Source organism: Legionella sp. PATHC039, from assembly GCF_026191275.1.
In the GTDB taxonomy this organism is placed as follows: Bacteria; Pseudomonadota; Gammaproteobacteria; order Legionellales; family Legionellaceae; genus Legionella; species Legionella pneumophila.
In genome coordinates, this window is record NZ_JAPHOP010000001.1 from 694,342 (window position 1) to 714,043 (window position 19,702).

Below are 19,702 nucleotides of genomic sequence, written 5' to 3' on the forward strand. Positions count from 1 at the left end.
TATGAATTTTGCTTTAATATTGGTCATATTATCCGCTGTAACAGGATTGATTGCTTTATTGGATTGGTTGATTTGGTCTAAAAAACGTTTGCCTGAACAAAAGCCAGGTCGAATCATTGAGTATTCACGTTCTTTTTTTCCTGTATTTTTTATTGTTCTGCTATTGCGCTCTTTTTTAGTTGAACCTTTTCGTATTCCATCAGGCTCACTCGAGCCTACTTTGTTGGTTGGTGATTTTGTAGCAGTTAATAAATTTTCTTATGGACTGAGACTTCCAGTATGGGAGAAAAAAATAGTGCCAATTGCTAATCCCAAAACGGGAGAAATTGCAGTATTTCGCTGGCCACCTGAACCATCTTATGACTATATTAAAAGAGTTATTGGAGTGCCTGGGGATAAAATTTCATATCATGATAAAAAACTAACTATTAACGGCAAAGAGGTGAAACAGACCTTTGTTGAGTATACTACCGATGAAAGCTCTGGCAAGGCTGTGACAAAGTATAAAGAAGATTTAAACGGTGTGGTGCACGACATATTTGTCAGACCTGATGCGCCATCCGTAGATTTTGATATAGTTGTTCCTGAGGGGAATTACTTTATGATGGGAGATAATAGGGATGATAGCGCCGATAGTCGTTTCTGGGGATTTGTACCTGATAGCTATTTAAGAGGAAAAGCATTTCTGGTCTGGATGAGTTGGAATGGCAAAACAGATAATGTACGCTGGTCAAGGATAGGCAGATTAATTCATTGAGGGAATAGGGCATGAGAAAACAACAGGGAATGACATTGATTGCTATGCTGTTTACGGCTGTTGTGGTGATAATGGCTGGTATACTTGTTATGCGGGCAGCGCCAGTTTATATTCAACATTATTCGATTTTGCATTCAATCAAAGCATTAAATTCAACACCTGTTTCTTCTTTGTCGGGGGATCCCTTGACCGATGTTACAACTTTAAGGGAAAGTGTGACTAAACGATTAGATATCAATGGGGTAGAGGACTTAAAACCAGGAGAGCTGGTTATTACTCCTTCAGGCCCCAATAAATTTAAAATTAAGTTAAAATATCAAGTCATCAAACCTCTAATTTATAATATGAGCTTATTATTTAATTTTGAAGATAATTTTGAGGTAATAACAGGTAGTGAAAATTAATTTAGAAAGATTGTGCAGACGTTTAAACTATCATTTTAATAACATAGCCTATTTGAAGCAGGCTTTGACGCATTGCAGTGCTGGTAGCGATAATTATGAACGCTTTGAGTTTCTTGGAGACTCGATATTAAGTTTTGTTATTGCCAATGAGCTATTCAATCGTTTTCCACTTCACAGCGAAGGGCAATTAAGTCGATTGCGCTCTTTTCTTGTTAAAGGTGAAATGTTAGCAGAAATAGCCAGAGAAATAGGTTTGGGTGATTATCTATTTCTTGGGCAAGGTGAGTTAAGGAGCGGTGGATTTCGCCGCACATCTATATTAGCAGATGCCCTTGAGGCTATATTGGCAGCTATTTATTTGGATGGAGGAATGACTGCTGCAAAACAGATTATATTAATGCTTTATAGTTCACGATTGGATGATCAGGATTTAAATCATTGTTTAAAGGATGCAAAAACACAATTACAGGAGTTTTTGCAAGCATCAAAATTCGCTTTACCTGAATATGTCCTAACCAAGATTGAGGGGGATGAGCACGCTCAAATCTTCCATGTAACATGCACAATTGAGGGAGTAAGTCAGGTAGCTTATGGCACAGGGCCTAATAGAAGAAAAGCTGAGCAGTTGGCAGCAAAAGCCATGTTGGAACAGTTACAAGGTTGAATGGTATTGATCAGCAGAACCTATTACTTACTCCAGGTTTTCCAGGGCATTACATATTTCTAACCACTCTTCTTCTGTCTTCGTTAAAGCGGAATGAGCGATATCTCGTTCTATCAATAGATTATCCAATTTACTTTTCTGCTTTGTGTCTTCATACAGAGAAACGTCCGCTAACTGCTTATCAAGAAGGCGCAATTGATTATGATAGTGCTCAATGAGTTGCTCCAGCTTTTTTAATTTGTTTTGATAGCTTTTTCTTTCTTTATATTCATTTGGGGAAGTAGCTAATTTGGATTCCTTTTCTGAATTTCTGGTTTGTAGCCAGAGATAGTAATCATCAAGATCCCCTTCAAATGGTTGTACTTTTCCTTGATAGATAAGATAAAAATTGTCCACACTTGATTTTAACAAATGGCGGTCATGCGAAATCAAAATTAAGGCGCCCTCATAAGTTTGCAGCGCTAATTCAATTGCTGAGCGCATTCCAAGATCCAAATGGTTTGTTGGCTCATCCAGCAAAAGAAGGTTGGGTTTTAGCCAAACCAGTCTTGCTAATGCCAGGCGGGCTTTTTCACCACCTGAAAAGTGCTGAATGGATTGTACCGCCATATCCCCTCTGAAATTAAATCCACCTAAAAAATCCCGTATGGTTTGTTCTCTTACCTCTGGCGAGAGAGTTTGCAGTGTTTCTACCGGGCTTAATTTACAGTCTAATTGCTCAAGTTGATGCTGAGCATAGTAGCCTATTTGTAAATGCGGGGAACGATGGATATCTCCACTTAATACGGACAAATCTGCCGTAAGCGTTTTAATCAAGGTTGATTTTCCTTCACCGTTAGGTCCTAGTAGCGCAATTCTATCGCCGGGATTAAGAGAGAGTTTGATTTTTTTCAAAATCGGGGGATGATTGATATATCCTGCATCAACTTGATTGCATTGAATTAAAGGATTTCCTGCCCGAGGACAAGGGAAAAAATCAAAAGAAAAAGGGGAGTCAGCTTGGGCTGCTGCGATTATTTCCATCTTTTCTATAGCTTTCATTCGACTTTGCGCTTGTTTGGCCTTGGTTGCTTTCGCTTTAAAACGAGTTACAAAAGTCATCATATGCTTGATTTTGGTTTGTTGCTTTTCATGCATTGCTTGTTGTAGAGCCAATTGTTGTGCATGAATTTTTTCAAAGCTGCTGTAGTTTCCTGAATAAAGTGTCAGATTACGATTTTCTATATTTAATATATGAGTAACAAAGGCATCAAGAAATTCTCTATCGTGTGAAATAAGGATAATAGTACTTGAGCTTTGTTTTAAATAGCGTTCCAGCCAGAAGATGGCTTCCATGTCTAAATGGTTTGTGGGTTCATCAAGCAGGAGTAAATCGGCGGGTTTCATTAAGCACCGAGCAAGATTTAAGCGCATTCTCCAGCCACCAGAAAAGCTATTAACGGGCTCTTGCTGTTGATTTTCACTAAATCCTAAGCCAGACATAATAACCGCTGCTTGCGCGGGCTTACTGTAACCACCAGTATGGGAGAGTTCCTCGTGACATTGCAAAACTTCTGCATCATCGCCGGTTTTTTCAGCTTCTGAAAGGCGTTTTAGCAATTTAATATATTTTTGATCTCCGGCAAGAACAAACTCCAAGGCTTTTTCATTGCTATCAGGTATGTGTTGAGACAAATGACTGATGCTGAGTTGTGGATTAATTAGATATTCTCCAGTATCAGGAGATAATTGACCTAAAAGAAAATCAAATAATGTTGATTTTCCACATCCATTATGACCGATAAGGCCAATTTTTTGTTTTTCATAAAGACTGACATTGACCTTATCGAGTAAAATTTTATCTCCTCTGGATAAAGTAATTTGACGCAATGTAAGCATGTTAGACCGTAAGCTTGAACTAATCAGACATTTTATCATAAATTAGCTTAAGCTTCCTATTGATCATGTAAGCGAGTTGGATATTTGCATAAGTTCAAAACCGGATTTTCTTTAAAAATAAATTATTCGCTGGGCTGAATTATTTTCTTTCGTGCCGATTGATAACGTGCTTGCTTTTCTATATCAATATACCTGTCCGTTGTAGCGCTTGAACTGTGCCCGGCATCATCTCTCACATGCTCTCTTGGCCTGATTTTTACATCTTCTGATATACCAGTATGCCGCAGCCAATGCACCGTGGCAGCGGATAGATTATCCGCTTCCTCTGATAAACCATTAAGTCGCAGTTGTTCTTCTGCCAAGTCAAAACAGTGCTGAACAATTCTCCTTATAGGAGCAGTGTTACTCATTGGACCATGACCACGCAGCTTAGGTAGTAAAGGCGAATTATCAGCTGGTGATGGAAGTGGGGTAAGTCCAAGAAATAATCGCCAGCGGGTAAGGCTTTCCAGCATAGCGTCGCTTACCGCAATTTGTCGTTCCTTATTTCCTTTGCCTACGGTGGTAAACCACCAGTGGGCATTACTGTCCTTGGCAAAATCATTCATACTGGGTACCCATCTCTCACTGGCAGCAAGTTCTGATATACGAAGATACATGCCAAATAACAGACTTAAAATAAAACGAGTGCGTTCATGTTTTTCAGGGGAATCTTCAGCCAAACTTTCAGCTGCACTCAGGACTGCCTCCCATTGAACCAGACTTAATCGTCTAACAGGCGCGTTATGCTGTCTTTTGCGAATAAATTTGCTTTTTTGCCTAATAAGGGCAACTGGATTGGATATCAGATATTCTTCAGCAATTAGAAAGTTGAATAGAGTACTTAAGATGGCGAATATTTCTTGCACGGCTCCCTGAGATAACTTGAATTGATCTATTGATGCAAGATGCCCATTTTTCCTGGAAACCTTACTTAGTGTCACTACAAAAGGTCGCCACTCTTCATTAGGTATCCGTTTACCATTTTTTTCTATAAATCGTGGAACTTTTTTTAGACTAATCCATGTTTTAGGCGGGTTTTGACAGAAATGGATGTATTGTTCAATATCGTCACGCCTTAAAGAATCAATAGTTGAGTTTTTGACAAGCCATGACCACTGTAACAAACGTTCTGTTTCTCTTCTGTAACTGTTGAATGTGCCTTCGCTTCCTATATAGCTTTTTAAAAAACTTAAGCAATAAATGAAATCATTCTGAAATCGCGCATCAGGTAATATCACATTTTCATGATTTTTATGGATGTGATTGAGATTATCAAACAAGGGTAATAGTTTTGTTTTCATGATCATAATTTATCTGCTGATATGTCATTATGCTAACCTAATTGCTGATTTAAGTCATGGGGTTGATAGTGCATTAGCATATGGGCCATGCGTTATTGTAAATAATAGTGTTGATGCAGCTATGTAAGTGCATGTAAAGGGCAATAAATTGACTAAAAGTACGGAAGAAATTCAGATTAGAATTCAGACTATATAATAAATAAAAATTATATGCTAAAGGATATTGACCTTCGTGATAGCACCTAGTATTATCTGCGCTCTGTCCTTGGGACGGGTATCGGGGTGTAGCGCAGTCTGGTAGCGCGCCTGCTTTGGGAGCAGGATGTCGGGGGTTCAAATCCCTCCTCCCCGACCATTTAAGCGCCCGTAGCTCATCTGGATAGAGCATCGGCCTTCTAAGCCGAGGGTAGCAGGTTCGAATCCTGCCGGGCGCGCCAGCCGCCTTGCTTTTGCAGTATTATTGCTGGAACAGGGCTTACAAAACCCTCCATAGTTGCATAATTTTTAATAAAAACCTATTTTGTGCAAGTAGCTATATTGAAAATTTATGAACGTATAATTTGGGAAGTTTCGTAAGCACTGTTAAGAGTAATTTTGGTGAGCGTAGCTCAGTTGGTAGAGCCCCGGGTTGTGATCCCGGTTGTCGTGGGTTCGAGTCCCATCGTTCACCCCATTTGTAACAGATATAATTTTAAGTCTACCGCTAAAGATTCCAGCTGAGTCTTTACAAGACTGAATTACTGATTGATAATCCAACCTGATTGCGAAAGTGGCGGAATTGGTAGACGCACTGGATTTAGGTTCCAGCGGGGCGACCCGTGAGAGTTCGAGTCTCTCCTTTCGCACCATTTCATGATAACTTCCGAGAGGTGAATTAATGCAAGTTTCTGTTGAGACCCTAGAAGGTTTGGAGCGTAAGGTTACAGTTTCTGTACCTACAGAAAAAGTTGAGGAAGAGGTGAGCTCGCGTCTCAGAAATCTTGCTCGCAAAGTGAAAATAGATGGTTTTCGTCCAGGCAAAGTCCCTTTTAATGTTGTAAAAAGCCGTTTCTCTGATAGTGTGCGTGAAGAAGTTGCCCGGGAAATGGTCCAATCTACCTTATATGAAGCCTTACAAAAAAATGAATTGGTTCCAGCAGGTTATCCTCAAGTTGAGCCTTTGGAAATCGAACCAGGTAAGGATTTTAAATACACTGCTGTATTTGAAGTTATGCCCGTTTTTGAAATTGTCGAACTCAATCAAGCTCCAGTGGAATTAATTCGATCTGAAGTCACTGATAAAGATGTTGACAACATGATTGAAAAATTACGAGAACAAAATAAAGAGTGGCATGAAGTAACTCATGCGGTCAAAAAAGGTGATAAAGTTGTTATTGATTTTCAGGGATTTTTGGATGATAAACCATTCCAGGGCGGCAGTGCTGAAGGATATGAGCTAGTAATTGGTTCTGGTTCGATGATTCCCGGATTTGAAGATGGGATTATTGGTGGGAAAATTGATAAACCGTTCGATATAAAAGTGAGTTTCCCGGAAGATTATGGCCATAAAGATTTGGCTGGTAAGGAAGCAACGTTCAAAATCACTATCAATAAGATTATGGAAGGCAAGTTGCCTGCTTTGGATGAGGCATTTGCGGAGAAATTTAATATAAAAGAAGGTGGTATAGAGTCTCTTAAAAAGGATATTAGAGAAAATATGGCGCGTGAATTGGAACGTCGCGTCAACATGATGAACAGAGAGAAATTATTTGATTCATTAATGTCTGTGAATCATGTTGAGTTGCCAATAGCTTTGATAGATAAAGAAATTGAGCATTTAAAGCATGATATGTATCATAGATTGTTTGGCCACGAACATAAAGACGATGAAAAAATTCCTGATTTCCCAAGGGAGCTATTTGAAGAACAAGCCAAGCGACGTGTACACCTGGGCTTACTTTTTGCTGAGTATGTAAAAAAACACGAAATTGTTGCAGACAACGATAAAGTTAATGCTATGATTGATAAATTTGCCAGTGCTTACGAAAGTCCTGATGAGCTTCGCGCGTGGTATCAAAGCAGCAAAGAACATATGGCTGAAGTTGAAGCATTAGTTATGGAAGATATGGTTGCTGATAAAATAGCAGAAGATGCCAAACTTAAATATAAAAATATGGATTATGATTCAGTGATGAATCCCAAAAAGGGCACTGAGAAAAAAGGAGAGTAACCATGCCAGGCTATTCAGATAATATTATCCGTAATGCAAGCGGATTAATACCAATGGTAATTGAGCAAACCTCGCGAGGTGAGCGTTCCTATGATATTTACTCAAGATTATTAAAAGAAAGAATTATTTTTCTCTTGGGTGAAGTAGAAGATCATATGGCTAACTTGGTTGTGGCTCAGTTATTATTTCTGGAGTCTGAAAATCCAGAGAAAGATATATCTCTGTATATTAATTCTCCCGGTGGAGTTGTTACTGCAGGTCTTGCTATTTACGACACCATGCAATTTATTAAGCCAGATGTAAGCACATTATGCATAGGCCAGGCAGCAAGTGCAGCTGCCTTGCTACTTTGTGCCGGTGCTGAAGGCAAACGATTCTGCTTACCTAACTCAAGAGTTATGATACATCAGCCATTGGGTGGCTATAGAGGCCAAGCAACAGACATAGAAATTCATGCTCGAGAGACCTTGGCAGTTAGGGAGCGTTTGAATAATATTATGGCTAAACACACTAAAAAAACACCTGATCAAATCATGCGCGATACAGAAAGAGATAACTTTATGAGCGCTACTCAGGCTATGGAGTATGGTCTAATTGATAAAGTTCTCTATGACAGACAAGTTGCTGGACATTCTACAGACTTATAACTTTGCTAGATACTCTTAGCTTATCTTAGTATAATATAAGTTGGTTTGATAGTAATGTGGTGGCGCAATATTATCTGATTGTCTAAAATTTTACATGTAATTACTATTAATTAGTAATAGCTGTAAGAAGGGGTTTGGTTATGAGTAAATCCGGTAACGGAAATGGAGATAAGGTCTTATATTGCTCTTTTTGTGGCAAGAGTCAACATGAGGTAAAAAAATTAATTGCTGGACCTTCTGTGTTTGTTTGTGATGAATGTGTAGAGCTATGCAATGATATTATTCGAGAAGAAACACATGAAACCCATGAAGAAACTGAGGCACGTCTACCGACACCAAAAGAAATTTCTAACTTTCTTGATGAATATGTAATAGGGCAACAACATGCCAAAAAGGTTTTATCAGTAGCAGTATACAATCACTATAAGAGATTACAACATAAAAGCGAGGATGGTGTTGAACTCGGCAAAAGTAATATACTACTTATAGGACCTACTGGCAGTGGTAAGACTCTTTTAGCTCAAACCCTGGCGCGGATTCTTAATGTTCCTTTTGCCATGGCAGATGCCACAACCCTTACTGAAGCTGGATATGTTGGTGAAGACGTTGAAAATATCATCCAGAAGTTATTACAGAAGTGTGACTATGACGTAGATAAGGCACAGCAAGGCATTGTCTATATCGACGAAATCGATAAGATTTCCCGCAAATCAGACAATCCATCTATCACCAGAGATGTTTCAGGAGAAGGTGTTCAACAAGCTTTACTGAAATTAATTGAAGGTACTGTTGCATCTGTTCCACCGCAAGGTGGGCGAAAGCATCCACAGCAGGAATTTTTGCAAGTAGATACATCAAATATTTTATTTATCTGTGGTGGAGCTTTTGCAGGTTTGGACAAAGTAATACGTGAGCGCAGCGATAAATCAAGCATAGGTTTTTCTGCTCAATTAAAAAGCAAAAAAAACAGTAATGACGAAGTTTCAAAAGTTTTAGGGCAATTGGAATCAGATGATTTAATTAAATATGGGTTGATTCCCGAGTTTGTTGGACGCTTGCCTGTTATAACCACTTTGCAGGAACTTGATGAAGCGGCATTGATTGATATATTAACGAGACCGAAGAATGCTTTAACAAAGCAATTTCAATCACTTTTCAAAATGGAAGGCTCTGAACTTGAGTTTAGAGACGAAGCTTTGATTGCTATCGCTAAAAAGGCGCTCGAAAGAAAAATGGGCGCAAGAGGTTTACGATCAATACTTGAAAATATTCTTTTAGACACCATGTATGACTTACCTTCCTTGGAAGGCGTGAATATGGTTGTTATTGATGAGAGTGTTGTAAATGGACTATCTAAACCGATTCTTATTTATGAACAGGATGAGAAGAAAAGTGCGTCTGGCAGTAAAGATTAAGTAAGATGCTGATTTCTGCAATAATTTAAATTGTTGCAGAAGTCATTTCATCTTTTATTCACAAAATAGATTTAAAACTGACTTTGTAGTTTAAAATAACAAATTTAGTCATCTAAATAGCAATAGATTAACTCTCACATTACGAATTGTTCACCAGCACCAATATCTGTATACTCGTAAGTAATAGTATAAGAAACTATAACCAAGAAATTTTCCTTTGAATAAGGGTCATTATGTCTAGTGAAAATGAAATAATATCAAATGGGACTGTGAAATCTTCTGCTTTGCCTGTATTACCATTGAGGGACGTTGTCGTCTATCCGCATATGGTGATACCTCTCTTTGTTGGGCGTGGCAAGTCAATTAAGGCTCTTGAAGCAGCGATGATTGATAATAAACAAATTTTTTTAGTCGCGCAGCGTAAATCGGCGCATGATGATCCCGGCCCAGAAGATATCTATGAAGTGGGAACTGTATCCAGTGTTTTGCAATTGTTAAAGTTACCTGACGGAACTGTAAAAGTTCTTGTTGAAGGTGAGCAGCGTGCACGTGTCAAGGAGTATACTCAGGATAAAGGTTACCTCGAAGCGACACTTGAATACATTGAGGAAGTTGGCTCAACAATTCAAGAGCAAGAAATTGGAATTCTAATGCGGTCCTTGATGTCGCAATTTGAACAATATATAAAGCTTAATAAGAAAATTCCACCAGAGGTCTTGTCACCATTGGCAGGAATAGAAGAGCCAGGTCGCTTGGCCGATACCATTGCCGCACATTTAACGCTTAAAGTAGATGATAAGCAAGAGTTGCTTGAAACTATGGATGTAGGAACTCGACTTGAGAAATTAATGGCGGCGATAGAAAATGAAATTGATCTGTTACATGTGGAAAAACGTGTAAGAGGTCGAGTCAAACGTCAAATGGAAAAAAGCCAGAGAGAATACTACCTAAACGAACAAATCAAAGCTATTCAGAAAGAATTAGGGGAAATGGGTGAGGAAGGCAATGAGATTGAACAATTGGAAAATTCAATCAAAAAGGCCGGAATGCCGAAAGAAGCTAAAGAGAAATCATTAGCAGAGTTACATAAATTAAAAATGATGTCTCCGATGTCTGCTGAAGCAACTGTTATTCGTAATTATCTTGATTGGATGCTGATGGTCCCATGGAAGAAGCGAACCAAAATTCAGTTTGATTTACTAAAAGCAGAAAAGCTGCTCGATAAGGAGCATCATGGGCTGGAGCAGGTTAAAGAGCGTATCATCGAATATCTTGCTGTACAACAACGAGTAAAAAGATTGAAAGGACCGATATTGTGTCTAGTAGGTCCTCCGGGAGTAGGTAAAACTTCTCTTGGACAATCTATCGCCAATGCTACTGGAAGAACTTTCATACGAATCGCTCTGGGTGGGGTAAGAGATGAAGCAGAAATTCGTGGTCATCGAAGAACATATATAGGTTCCATGCCAGGTAAAATTATCCAAAAATTATGCAAGGCAGGAGTTAAAAATCCTCTTATCATGCTGGATGAAGTAGATAAGATGGCAATGGATTTTCGCGGTGATCCAGCATCGGCTTTACTGGAAGTATTGGATCCTGAACAGAACCATACATTTAGTGATCATTACTTGGAAGTTGACTATGACTTGAGTGATGTTATGTTTATTGCAACTGCCAATTCGCTAGAAATTCCAGCCCCGTTATTGGATAGAATGGAAGTTATTCGCTTGCCTGGATATACTGAGGACGAAAAAGTCAGTATTGCTGAAAAATATTTGGTCCCCAAACAAATACTGTTAAATGGTTTAACCAATGAAGAAATCCATATTAGCGAAGGGGCTATTCGAGATATTATCCGTTATTATACGCGAGAGGCTGGAGTACGTAATCTTGAAAGGGATATAGCGAGTATATGCAGAAAAGTTGTTAAAGAAATACTCTCAAGCAAAAAGGGAAAAAAAGGAAAAACAATCAGTATAACTGTTAGCAACATTACTAAGTATTTGGGCGTTAAAAAATATCGTTATGGATTAGCTGAACAATACGATCAGATCGGTCAAGTCACTGGCTTAGCCTGGACAAGTGTTGGAGGAGAACTTCTGACTATTGAAGCATCCATTATGCCAGGTAAGGGTAAAGTTACTCATACCGGTCAACTTGGTGAGGTAATGCAAGAATCTATCCATGCAGCTATGACGGTAGTAAGAAGCCGTGCTAAAGCTTTTGGTTTGCCAGATGATTTTTATGAGAAACATGATTTTCATGTTCATGTACCAGAAGGTGCAACACCCAAAGATGGCCCAAGTGCTGGTATAGGAATGTGCACGGTGCTAGTCTCCATAGTAACACAAATCCCAGTTAAGGCAGATGTCGCCATGACAGGTGAAATTACTCTGCGTGGGCAAGTTTTACCAATTGGAGGATTAAAAGAAAAATTGCTGGCTGCACATCGTGGTGGAATCAAGCATGTTATTATCCCCGAGGAGAATGTAAAAGACCTTGAGGAAATCCCTGATAATGTGCTACGCAAGCTGACAATTCACCCCGTTAACACCATTGAACAGGTTTTGGAACTGGCTTTGCAACGCAATCCATGGGTGGAAGAGCCAACAAATATACAACCTGGCACTATATTGAATAAAAGATCAAAAAAAATTAAAAATAATGATTTACACGCACATTAATACAGAGTATATTTCTCTTCGTGGCCCGCTACTGGCGGGCTCTGCAAGGATGTACGAACTTGACTGGAGCAGTTGAATCTGTTTAAATCAGCTCCGGAATATGGATGATTAACTGTAAAGGGGAAAAGATGAATAAGAGTGAATTAGTTGATGCTATAGCAAGCGGTTCAGGTTTGACCAAAGCTGACGCAAGCAGAGTTCTTGAAACTTTTATGGCTACTGTAACTGATGTCTTAAAGAAAGGCGATCAAGTTGTAATACCTGGTTTTGGTTCTTTTTCAACAGGTAATCGTTCAGCACGTACTGGCAGAAACCCACAGACTGGAAAAACAATCCAAATTAAAGCGTCACGGGTTGCCAAATTTAAAGCAGGTAAAAACCTGAAAGAAGCGGTACAACAAGCTTAAGTTTTCAGGGTGCTTAGCTCAGCTGGGAGAGCATCGCCCTTACAAGGCGAGGGTCGTAGGTTCGATCCCTACAGCACCCACCAAGAAATGGAGTGGTAGTTCAGTTGGTCAGAATACCGGCCTGTCACGCCGGGGGTCGCGGGTTCGAGCCCCGTCCACTCCGCCAGATAAACGCGCTGAAAGGCGCGTTTTTTTTATCAGCTTATGGTAAAATCGTTTTCATCAAGCATTGTTAATATAAAAATGGATCTCGGGACATGTTGCAGAAGTTAAATGAACACATTCAGGGTGTAGTAGCGTGGTTAGTTATTATATTAATTGCTATTACCTTTACACTTTTTGGTGTTGATTATTATTTTCAATCTCGACAAATATCCGATGCAAAGGTAATAGTTAATGATAAACCAATTACCATGCAAGCGTTTGAAACGAACTACAGACGTACTCGTGCTCAGCAAGATTTACCACAGATGACTGCCGCTGATGAAAAAAATCTGCAAAATCAAGTATTAAATCAAATGATAACGAATGAGGTGAGTATTCAAGCTGCCAGGAAATATGGATTTGAGGTTAGTCCAGATCAAGCCAATGCGGCCATAGTGCAAATTCCTCAATTCCAGGAGGATGGGCATTTTTCTGCACAACGATATCAACAAGCTTTGAGTGGAGCTTTATTTACTCCAGAGACTTTCCAGAATGAAGTAAGGCAAGGCATGTTGCTTAATCAACAACGTTTTGCGTTTATGGGAACATCATTTGCTTTATCAGATGAAATAAAGCGTTTTGTCAGATTGTACATGCAGACCAGGGATTATGATTATTTGACGGTACCTTCTGATCGCTTTGAACAACAGGCGAAGATTTCAGAAGATGATATCAAGAGTTATTATAACCAACATCATAAAAAATTTATGACTTCAGAGCAAGTTACATTGGATTATGTGCTTTTGTCTATGCATGATATCAAGTCGCAAATAAAGATATCACCCGACGAAATTAAAAGCTATTATGAAGAAAACAAAAGTAACTACCTAACTCCTGCTCAATGGCGAGTTGCACATATTTTATTTGCAGTTCCAGAAAATGCCACCAAAGAAGAACAAGATTCAATTAAGCAAAAAGCCGATGAGGTTTATAGCGATTTAAAAAAGCATCCACAGCAATTTGATAAATATGTTGCTTCCAAATCTGATGACAAGTTATCTATAGCCAATAAGGGTATTCTTCCCTGGATTACTGGCGGGCAAAATGAATATGACAGAGTACTTTCCAATTTAACTAAACCAGGGCAAATTTCTATGCCAGTACAAACAAAATATGGTTATGAAATTTTTAAGCTGATTGCTTACAAGCCAGTTACAACTAAATCTTTGCAAGAAGTTGAAAACATTATAAAGGATCAACTAACCACTGATATGGCCCAGGCAAAATATGCTCAAGTTTTAGAGCAATTAACAGATTTAAGTTATCAAACACCTGATTCACTTGATCCGGTTTTGGATTCATTACAGCTGAAAATTCAACATACAGAGCCTTTTTCTCGTGATGGTGGCAAGCAAGCTATTACCAAAAATAAGCAGGTTATCCATGCGGCATTCAGCACTGATGTTTTAGAACTAGGGAACAATAGCGAGCCTATACAGATTGATAATGACTCTGTAATAGTTTTACGAGTGAAAAAACATATACCTTCAAGAGAACAAACCTTGGATGAAGTGCGAGATCAGATTAAAAAAATACTTGCAAAACAATATGGGGATGCTAAAGCAAAAAAAATTGGTAGTAGTTTGCTTAACCCCGTTGAAGATAAGCAACAGCAGGAATTAATCGCTAACAATCAATTCGAATGGCATTCTGTAGAGAATGCTTCCAGGGATAGTGATAAAGCAAATTCTTTAATTAATGATTTAGCATTTAATTTATTACGTCCAGAAAGCCGAGACGGAGTAATTTTAGACAACGGCGACTATGTTGTTGTTAAATTAAAACGAATTAATGATGGAAAATTAAGCTCTCTGGATCAAGAGCAAAGAGATAGCTTGATACAGCAAATAGAAGCTAGCTATGGAATGATGGATTATGATTTATATGTTAATAACTTGTTTCATCATGCGAAAATAGAAAGGAAATAGAACAAAAATATTTTTTCTGTTCTAACAATCAGGACTTACGAAATTTTATAATATTCTAGTTTAAAATTTTTTTAATTTGTAACTTTCGTATATTTAAACCATGTCATTAAGAACATTTTTTTCCATGACTTTGGTTTTTTCGCAAACATTTTAGGTATAACATCCCCTGCATCAAAAAATAACTTCAACTTTAAAATCAATGGCTTGCATTGAGGCTATTTTCCAGGCATTCTAATTAAAAGATAGCTTCAGACTATTGTCTTTTCTCTAGATTTTTTGGAACTTAATTCACTTTCTTGAGACTAAATTTTTAAGATTATTTTGAATCTAGCATGACTTACATTTGTCCAGGATTTCCTACTTTAGTGTAATGAGTTATTTCAATTTGATAATATTAGACTTTTTTGTGTAACTTGTAGACCTTACTTTAACATAAGGTGCGAAGAGACTTGAAATAGCTTCAGCTTACATGGAGTCAATGAGTACCGGATAAACCTTCAGTGATGAAGCAATAAAGTAAAAGATCAAGTCATACAATCTATTTCTATGAAAATTGCTTTCGAAGAATTAAGCCGAAGGCAGTCTAGATAAACTGATCATGCTTAGGAGAGCCTTTAATCTTGATGCTAATCGTCAAGATGTTATGAGTACGTATCTAACAAATAATCAAATTTCAATATTTTATTTGCTGTGGATATGAGTAAATACTGAATTTTATGTATAATATAAGTACTATAAGATTTTTAATTGGGCTAAAATGACTAAGAGAATATCTAAAAGTGTTTTTGGTGGTCAATATGTTTACTATTACGATTTTCCAACTGAAGTTGAGTTAGATTTCAGCCCACTTGCTCCAGAAGACAGGCTACCTATTCTTATCGCAGAGGATGACAGTTATACCATTGAAACTAATCGTTTCTTAGATTACGTAAAAAAAATCAAAGTTGAATGCGACGATAAAATGGCATGGGTGATCGGTGCAGTTCGTGATGAATTTGGAACATTAGAAGATGTTATTTCTACAAGGCAATTATGCGAGTATTGTAATACCAGTGATTATTGGAAAAAGGGTGGTGAATGGCCTCAAGAGGTAAATGATGAGCAATTAAGTTCTTTTAACATGCAGGTTTTTAGAAATTGGCTTTTCCAGAAAACGGTTCGTTATTTTTATTCACATAATCCAGATGCTCTTCCCGGTATCACTGAATATAAACGACAACTACAGATTAATCTTAAGCAATTCAAGCAAGAAATATTCGCATTAAATGCACTTCAATTAATCGAATCAGAACCTGAGACATACATCGCTACTCTTTGGGAGAGCGTTACCTCGAATAAGATCCCCGATCGATTCAATGTCATTAATATTTCCTCTATCAAAGAAATAATTAAGGAATACGAGTTAATTCCAGATGGTATGCCACTTTGTATTCATCCTGATGATTTTGAATATTGGCAACAAATCCATCGAAAAGCAATTGATGAATTAACCATCATAATAAATGGTTCTATTATGGATGGGTTAAAGAAAAAAAGTGCGGAGCTTTGTTCTGATATCTCCTTTGAACAGTTATACGCAACTTACTGGCCTAATACCAAACGTTTTGATGATAATACCTTACCGCTACGCTCTGTCGCTGAAATAAATGAATTTATGGAAAAAATATCACTTCTAGGACAGCAAAGAAGCATAATGATTGAGCAAAAAAGAAAAGAATGGAAAGGCTCACCAACAGGTTTTGATGTTGCATTAGAGCGAGCTCAGTCTGCATTGGGTTCACAAAAGGTAAATAGTCAAGAATTTATTCAACTTCTTGCGGAGGAATTAAAAAAAGTTGCAGAAGAAGATGACGCTCTGGAATCACTTTCATTGGTGAATACAAACCCTACTCAAGTAGTAGCACAGATACTTAATCAAGAAGGTGTTGACAATGTAGTCCAATTAGCGCCAGTAATAGTTAGAGATATTCAACATGTTATTGAGCATATGGGAGACAAGCTAACATTAGCTGATCACTCGAAGAATGCTGAGACGTTGGATCAGTTTGTAGTGAATGTTCGTTCAGCATGTAATCGTGAAGCTCTTATAGATCTTTATGAGCGTTTGGAGAAGAGCACTAGTAAAGAAATGGCTGAAAAAATAATCAGTAACTGGGATATAATTGGAACTGATATTCGCGATAGTGTTCGAATGATGACGGAATCTGATAAAAATCGGATTATTGCCTATGCCGAAGGGAAAATGACAAAAGAAAGATATCAGCAGGAAATGGCCAAATTAAATGTAAAACTTAATCAAGGTGAGATAACAGCCCAAGAAGAAGTAGTAATTAAAATGTTTCCTAAGCTCAAGCAAGCGTTGATGAGGTTGCCTAAAGAGTATTTTGAAGACTTCTCTCTTGTTTTAAAGCGTGCCTTTGTTCATCAGCAAATTACTCACCCTGAAAAATTCTTACAAAACCCTCATGAAGTGGCTGTCTTCTCAGCTTTTGGTTTGGACCCTAGTAAAGTTAAGGCAAATAAAGAGCTTGTCCAGCAAAAAATTAAACATGTGATTCAAAATGCTGTTCTTAATGGTCAAGCAGAAAATGAGATTCCTACATTGAAAGAGCTGCAGCATCAGATTGAACTTATGGCTTTGAAGGAAAAGATTATTGCTGCAGGTGGTGAATCCTCTTTAGCCCCCGTGATTTATACACTAACCAAAGCAAGACAGGAAATAATTAAATTAGCCACTAATTTATTAGAACAAGAATATGAAAAATGTAAAAAGAAACTCATTGAATCCAATGAAAATATTCCTCAACATATTGATAGATCTTTAAGAAACTCAAAAAATAAAGTATTGAGCTCGCTTTATCGTTTCATCGATAAAAAAATTAAAGAAAACAAAGATAGGCTCCTCTTATCAGCTAATGAATTTGATAAAGTAAAAGACATGATTTCTCCACTCGATGAGAAAGCTTCCAGTAAAATGAAAAAAATCATGTTAGATAGTGTTCAAAAAGATATTGAGTTTTTTAAGCTGTGGGGTAATCCAATTCAATATGAAAATATTCAGGGATTTATTGGTGGAGAGGGCGAGGTATTAGGAAATGGAGTTTGCCAAGCGAATACCTATCGAATAATTACTCGAGAAATGACTAGCTTAGCTAGAAATCAACCACTCTCCAATTCACAATGGGGAACGGAAGTCAAAATTTCACTCCAGGATCGCTTCAACCAGGCTTTATACCAAGTAGATACAATGGAAAAAAATAATAACAATGGTTTGCCACAAGCCGTATTAAAACGACTTCATCTTAAAAAAATTCAGCCCCTGCATAACATTTGGCGCTTTGCGGATGAATCTGCATTTGCTTCTAATGATATCTATCAGGCGCTTGAGAAAGCGGTTGGTTTGCAACATAAATCTAAATTAAAAAATTACGGAATTATAAAACTATCTATTGGGCATCACCCAATTAAAAAAGATAAAACCCAAGATACAGCTCACGAACCATGGGGACACGCTATCTATTTCCGTTATGATCCAGAAAGAAAAATTGCCTATTTTTATGATCCTAATCATGGGCGTAGTATTAATTTTTATAATTGGAAAAAATTAGAGGCTGATAGTGATTTTAAAAAGATGAGGAAGCATGAGCAGGATGAGGCAGTTCTAAATTACATGCTTTTGTGTTTTTCTCAAATGATCGCTAATGATTTTGATGATATCAACGATATCAGTTGTTATGAAATGGAAATGAATTTTAATGCTCTTGATAAACTGGTTTCTGCTGGTAATAAAATCATCGGAGGGTTAAATAATTTCTTCAAAAAACCAAAAGAAAAAGAGGCAGATATTAAGATAGAGCCTATGAGAGAGGAGATTAAGAGGCCTCTAAAATGAAAAAGATAGGCTACTAAGAATAGTCTATGTTCTTAGATTTACTGTATATAAATTGAATTAGTTACGGCGTAAGGAAGAGATAGTTTCTTCTTAGGGAAACCAATCTCAGTCAACTACAGTGTTTACTAATAGAAAAATTTTTTGGAAAATCTTATTTGGCAGAATGCCGCCTTGGTGAAGGCGGCGTACTTTTTTTATCTTGGAGAAATTTTTATATTATTCTCTTGGGCATCTTGGATAGACATTGGTTCAGTAAATCCATTACCCTCTTTTTTCATTTTAGCTAGAGTTATTTCATTTTCTAAAGTAACTTGTCCAAGATGAGGTGTTTCCATAGTCATATCGTATTCATTCTTTTTTGTTTGTTGTTCTATATAACGTTGGGCATCCTCTTTTTTGCTAAAAAATGTAGTTTTTGAGTTGAATGACTTCTTAATATCATTATCAGATACTTTTACTACTTTGCCGTAAAAGACATCTGCACCATTAAAAATAAGAGATTTAGCCGGCTTTCGATGCACTACATCATCGCCAACAGCAAACAAATTACTTCCCTTGGGAAGGGCTAAAACACCCAATTCCTTTGCATTGGGATTATTGCCGAGGAATTGATTGACCAGGCTATGCAATTCTGTCGAGCTGAGTCGCAAATTCAAGAGTGACTTTAAATCAAGAAATGGCAATAATTCTTTTTGAAAAATGTCTGGGCTAATGTTTGATGTTAACTCACCGTTATTAGATTTACTTACTGGAATTACTTGTTTACTTTTTTTACTGTCTACGGTTTTACCGTTTTCTACTTTGCTAATTGACTTAAGAAGATTTAACATACCTCACCCTTTTGATTTAATAAAGATAATTATGGAAAATTATTATACAAAAAAAATATAAATAATGCAATATGTAAAATAATAAATTAAAAAATTGCTACAATATACCTATGATAAATAATTATATGTACGAGAGTTTATGCCGTGACTACAGAAGAGAAATCCTCAATAGAGCTGTCAAAATAATTATTGCGTGTTATGAAAGAAAAGCAATGTTTACAGGACAACCAGGGTCGGAGCTTGTTACTTTAATCAGTAAATAAGATGAAAAGAATCTGGCTTATTGGCTCTATTTTAACTCATTTATAAAGTATCTAAATTAAAAAAAACCTGAAGCTTAATATGAGCTCCCTAGAGCATATGATAACTGATTATTAAGAAAAATATAGAATATTTCATTCCTGTAGAATAAATCATGTTAGTTAACTCATAAGTAAATT

At 37.3% G+C, this 19,702-nt stretch carries 13 protein-coding genes and 6 tRNA genes; 16 read left to right on the forward strand and 3 right to left on the reverse strand.

The annotated features are described in order from the left end of the window. Position 1: 1 nt before the first annotated feature. The 3 genes from lepB to rnc are packed head-to-tail and all read left to right on the forward strand — an operon-like array spanning position 2 to position 1,825. Complete coding sequence (gene lepB / locus OQI99_RS03195; RefSeq protein ID WP_061512502.1) at positions 2–757, forward strand: signal peptidase I; 756 nt, start codon at positions 2–4, stop codon at positions 755–757. Between the two features lie 11 nt (positions 758–768). Then, positions 769–1,161, forward strand: coding sequence for a DUF4845 domain-containing protein (locus tag OQI99_RS03200; RefSeq protein WP_061512503.1), 393 nt, complete (start codon positions 769–771; stop codon positions 1,159–1,161). Next, positions 1,151–1,825, forward strand: a complete 675-nt coding sequence (gene rnc / locus OQI99_RS03205) for a ribonuclease III (RefSeq protein WP_061512504.1) — start codon at positions 1,151–1,153, stop codon at positions 1,823–1,825. The genes OQI99_RS03200 and rnc overlap by 11 nt, the downstream gene beginning before the upstream one ends. Positions 1,826–1,852: 27 nt before the next feature. Here the strand turns inward: rnc and OQI99_RS03210 are convergent, their stop codons facing one another. Together OQI99_RS03210 and OQI99_RS03215 are read right to left on the reverse strand one after the other, a co-directional pair. Then, the gene (locus tag OQI99_RS03210) at positions 1,853–3,703 is read right to left on the reverse strand and encodes an ABC-F family ATP-binding cassette domain-containing protein (protein WP_061512505.1); all 1,851 of its coding nucleotides are present in this window, start codon (positions 3,701–3,703) and stop codon (positions 1,853–1,855) included. Between the two features lie 122 nt (positions 3,704–3,825). Beyond that, the gene (locus OQI99_RS03215; RefSeq protein WP_080447123.1) at positions 3,826–5,052 is read right to left on the reverse strand and encodes a tyrosine-type recombinase/integrase; all 1,227 of its coding nucleotides are present in this window, start codon (positions 5,050–5,052) and stop codon (positions 3,826–3,828) included. Positions 5,053–5,324: 272 nt separating this feature from the next. Here OQI99_RS03215 and OQI99_RS03220 point away from each other — a divergent pair. The 13 genes from OQI99_RS03220 to OQI99_RS03280 all read left to right on the forward strand — a co-directional run bounded on the left by OQI99_RS03220 (position 5,325) and on the right by OQI99_RS03280 (position 18,432). Further along, positions 5,325–5,401 (forward strand) — tRNA-Pro (locus OQI99_RS03220). A gap of 5 nt (positions 5,402–5,406) precedes the next feature. After that, positions 5,407–5,483 (forward strand) — tRNA-Arg (locus OQI99_RS03225). 160 nt (positions 5,484–5,643) lie between these two features. After that, positions 5,644–5,719, forward strand: a tRNA-His gene (locus tag OQI99_RS03230). A 90-nt stretch (positions 5,720–5,809) separates the two neighbouring features. After that, positions 5,810–5,894: transfer RNA gene (locus OQI99_RS03235), tRNA-Leu, on the forward strand. A gap of 29 nt (positions 5,895–5,923) precedes the next feature. Then, complete coding sequence (gene tig / locus OQI99_RS03240; RefSeq protein WP_061512506.1) at positions 5,924–7,255, forward strand: trigger factor; 1,332 nt, start codon at positions 5,924–5,926, stop codon at positions 7,253–7,255. Between the two features lie 2 nt (positions 7,256–7,257). Further along, positions 7,258–7,902, forward strand: coding sequence for an ATP-dependent Clp endopeptidase proteolytic subunit ClpP (clpP, locus tag OQI99_RS03245; RefSeq protein ID WP_010947585.1), 645 nt, complete (start codon positions 7,258–7,260; stop codon positions 7,900–7,902). Between the two features lie 140 nt (positions 7,903–8,042). Continuing rightward, complete coding sequence (gene clpX, locus OQI99_RS03250; RefSeq protein WP_061512507.1) at positions 8,043–9,317, forward strand: ATP-dependent Clp protease ATP-binding subunit ClpX; 1,275 nt, start codon at positions 8,043–8,045, stop codon at positions 9,315–9,317. A 233-nt stretch (positions 9,318–9,550) separates the two neighbouring features. Continuing rightward, positions 9,551–12,001 (forward strand): endopeptidase La, encoded by a 2,451-nt coding sequence (gene lon, locus OQI99_RS03255; protein ID WP_061512508.1) that lies wholly within the window; start codon positions 9,551–9,553, stop codon positions 11,999–12,001. 128 nt (positions 12,002–12,129) lie between these two features. Then, positions 12,130–12,408 carry an HU family DNA-binding protein gene (locus OQI99_RS03260; protein ID WP_011214112.1) on the forward strand — a complete coding sequence of 93 codons (279 nt, stop codon included), beginning with the start codon at positions 12,130–12,132 and terminating at the stop codon, positions 12,406–12,408. Between the two features lie 7 nt (positions 12,409–12,415). After that, positions 12,416–12,491, forward strand: a tRNA-Val gene (locus tag OQI99_RS03265). A gap of 6 nt (positions 12,492–12,497) precedes the next feature. Then, positions 12,498–12,574, forward strand: a tRNA-Asp gene (locus OQI99_RS03270). A 91-nt stretch (positions 12,575–12,665) separates the two neighbouring features. Continuing rightward, positions 12,666–14,540 (forward strand): SurA N-terminal domain-containing protein, encoded by a 1,875-nt coding sequence (locus OQI99_RS03275; RefSeq protein ID WP_061512509.1) that lies wholly within the window; start codon positions 12,666–12,668, stop codon positions 14,538–14,540. A gap of 757 nt (positions 14,541–15,297) precedes the next feature. Further along, positions 15,298–18,432 carry a hypothetical protein gene (locus OQI99_RS03280; protein WP_061512510.1) on the forward strand — a complete coding sequence of 1,045 codons (3,135 nt, stop codon included), beginning with the start codon at positions 15,298–15,300 and terminating at the stop codon, positions 18,430–18,432. A gap of 194 nt (positions 18,433–18,626) precedes the next feature. Here the strand turns inward: OQI99_RS03280 and OQI99_RS03285 are convergent, their stop codons facing one another. Next, entirely contained in the window at positions 18,627–19,262 is a 636-nt protein-coding gene (locus OQI99_RS03285) for a hypothetical protein (protein ID WP_061512511.1), read from the reverse strand. Between the last annotated feature and the right edge of the window lie 440 nt (positions 19,263–19,702).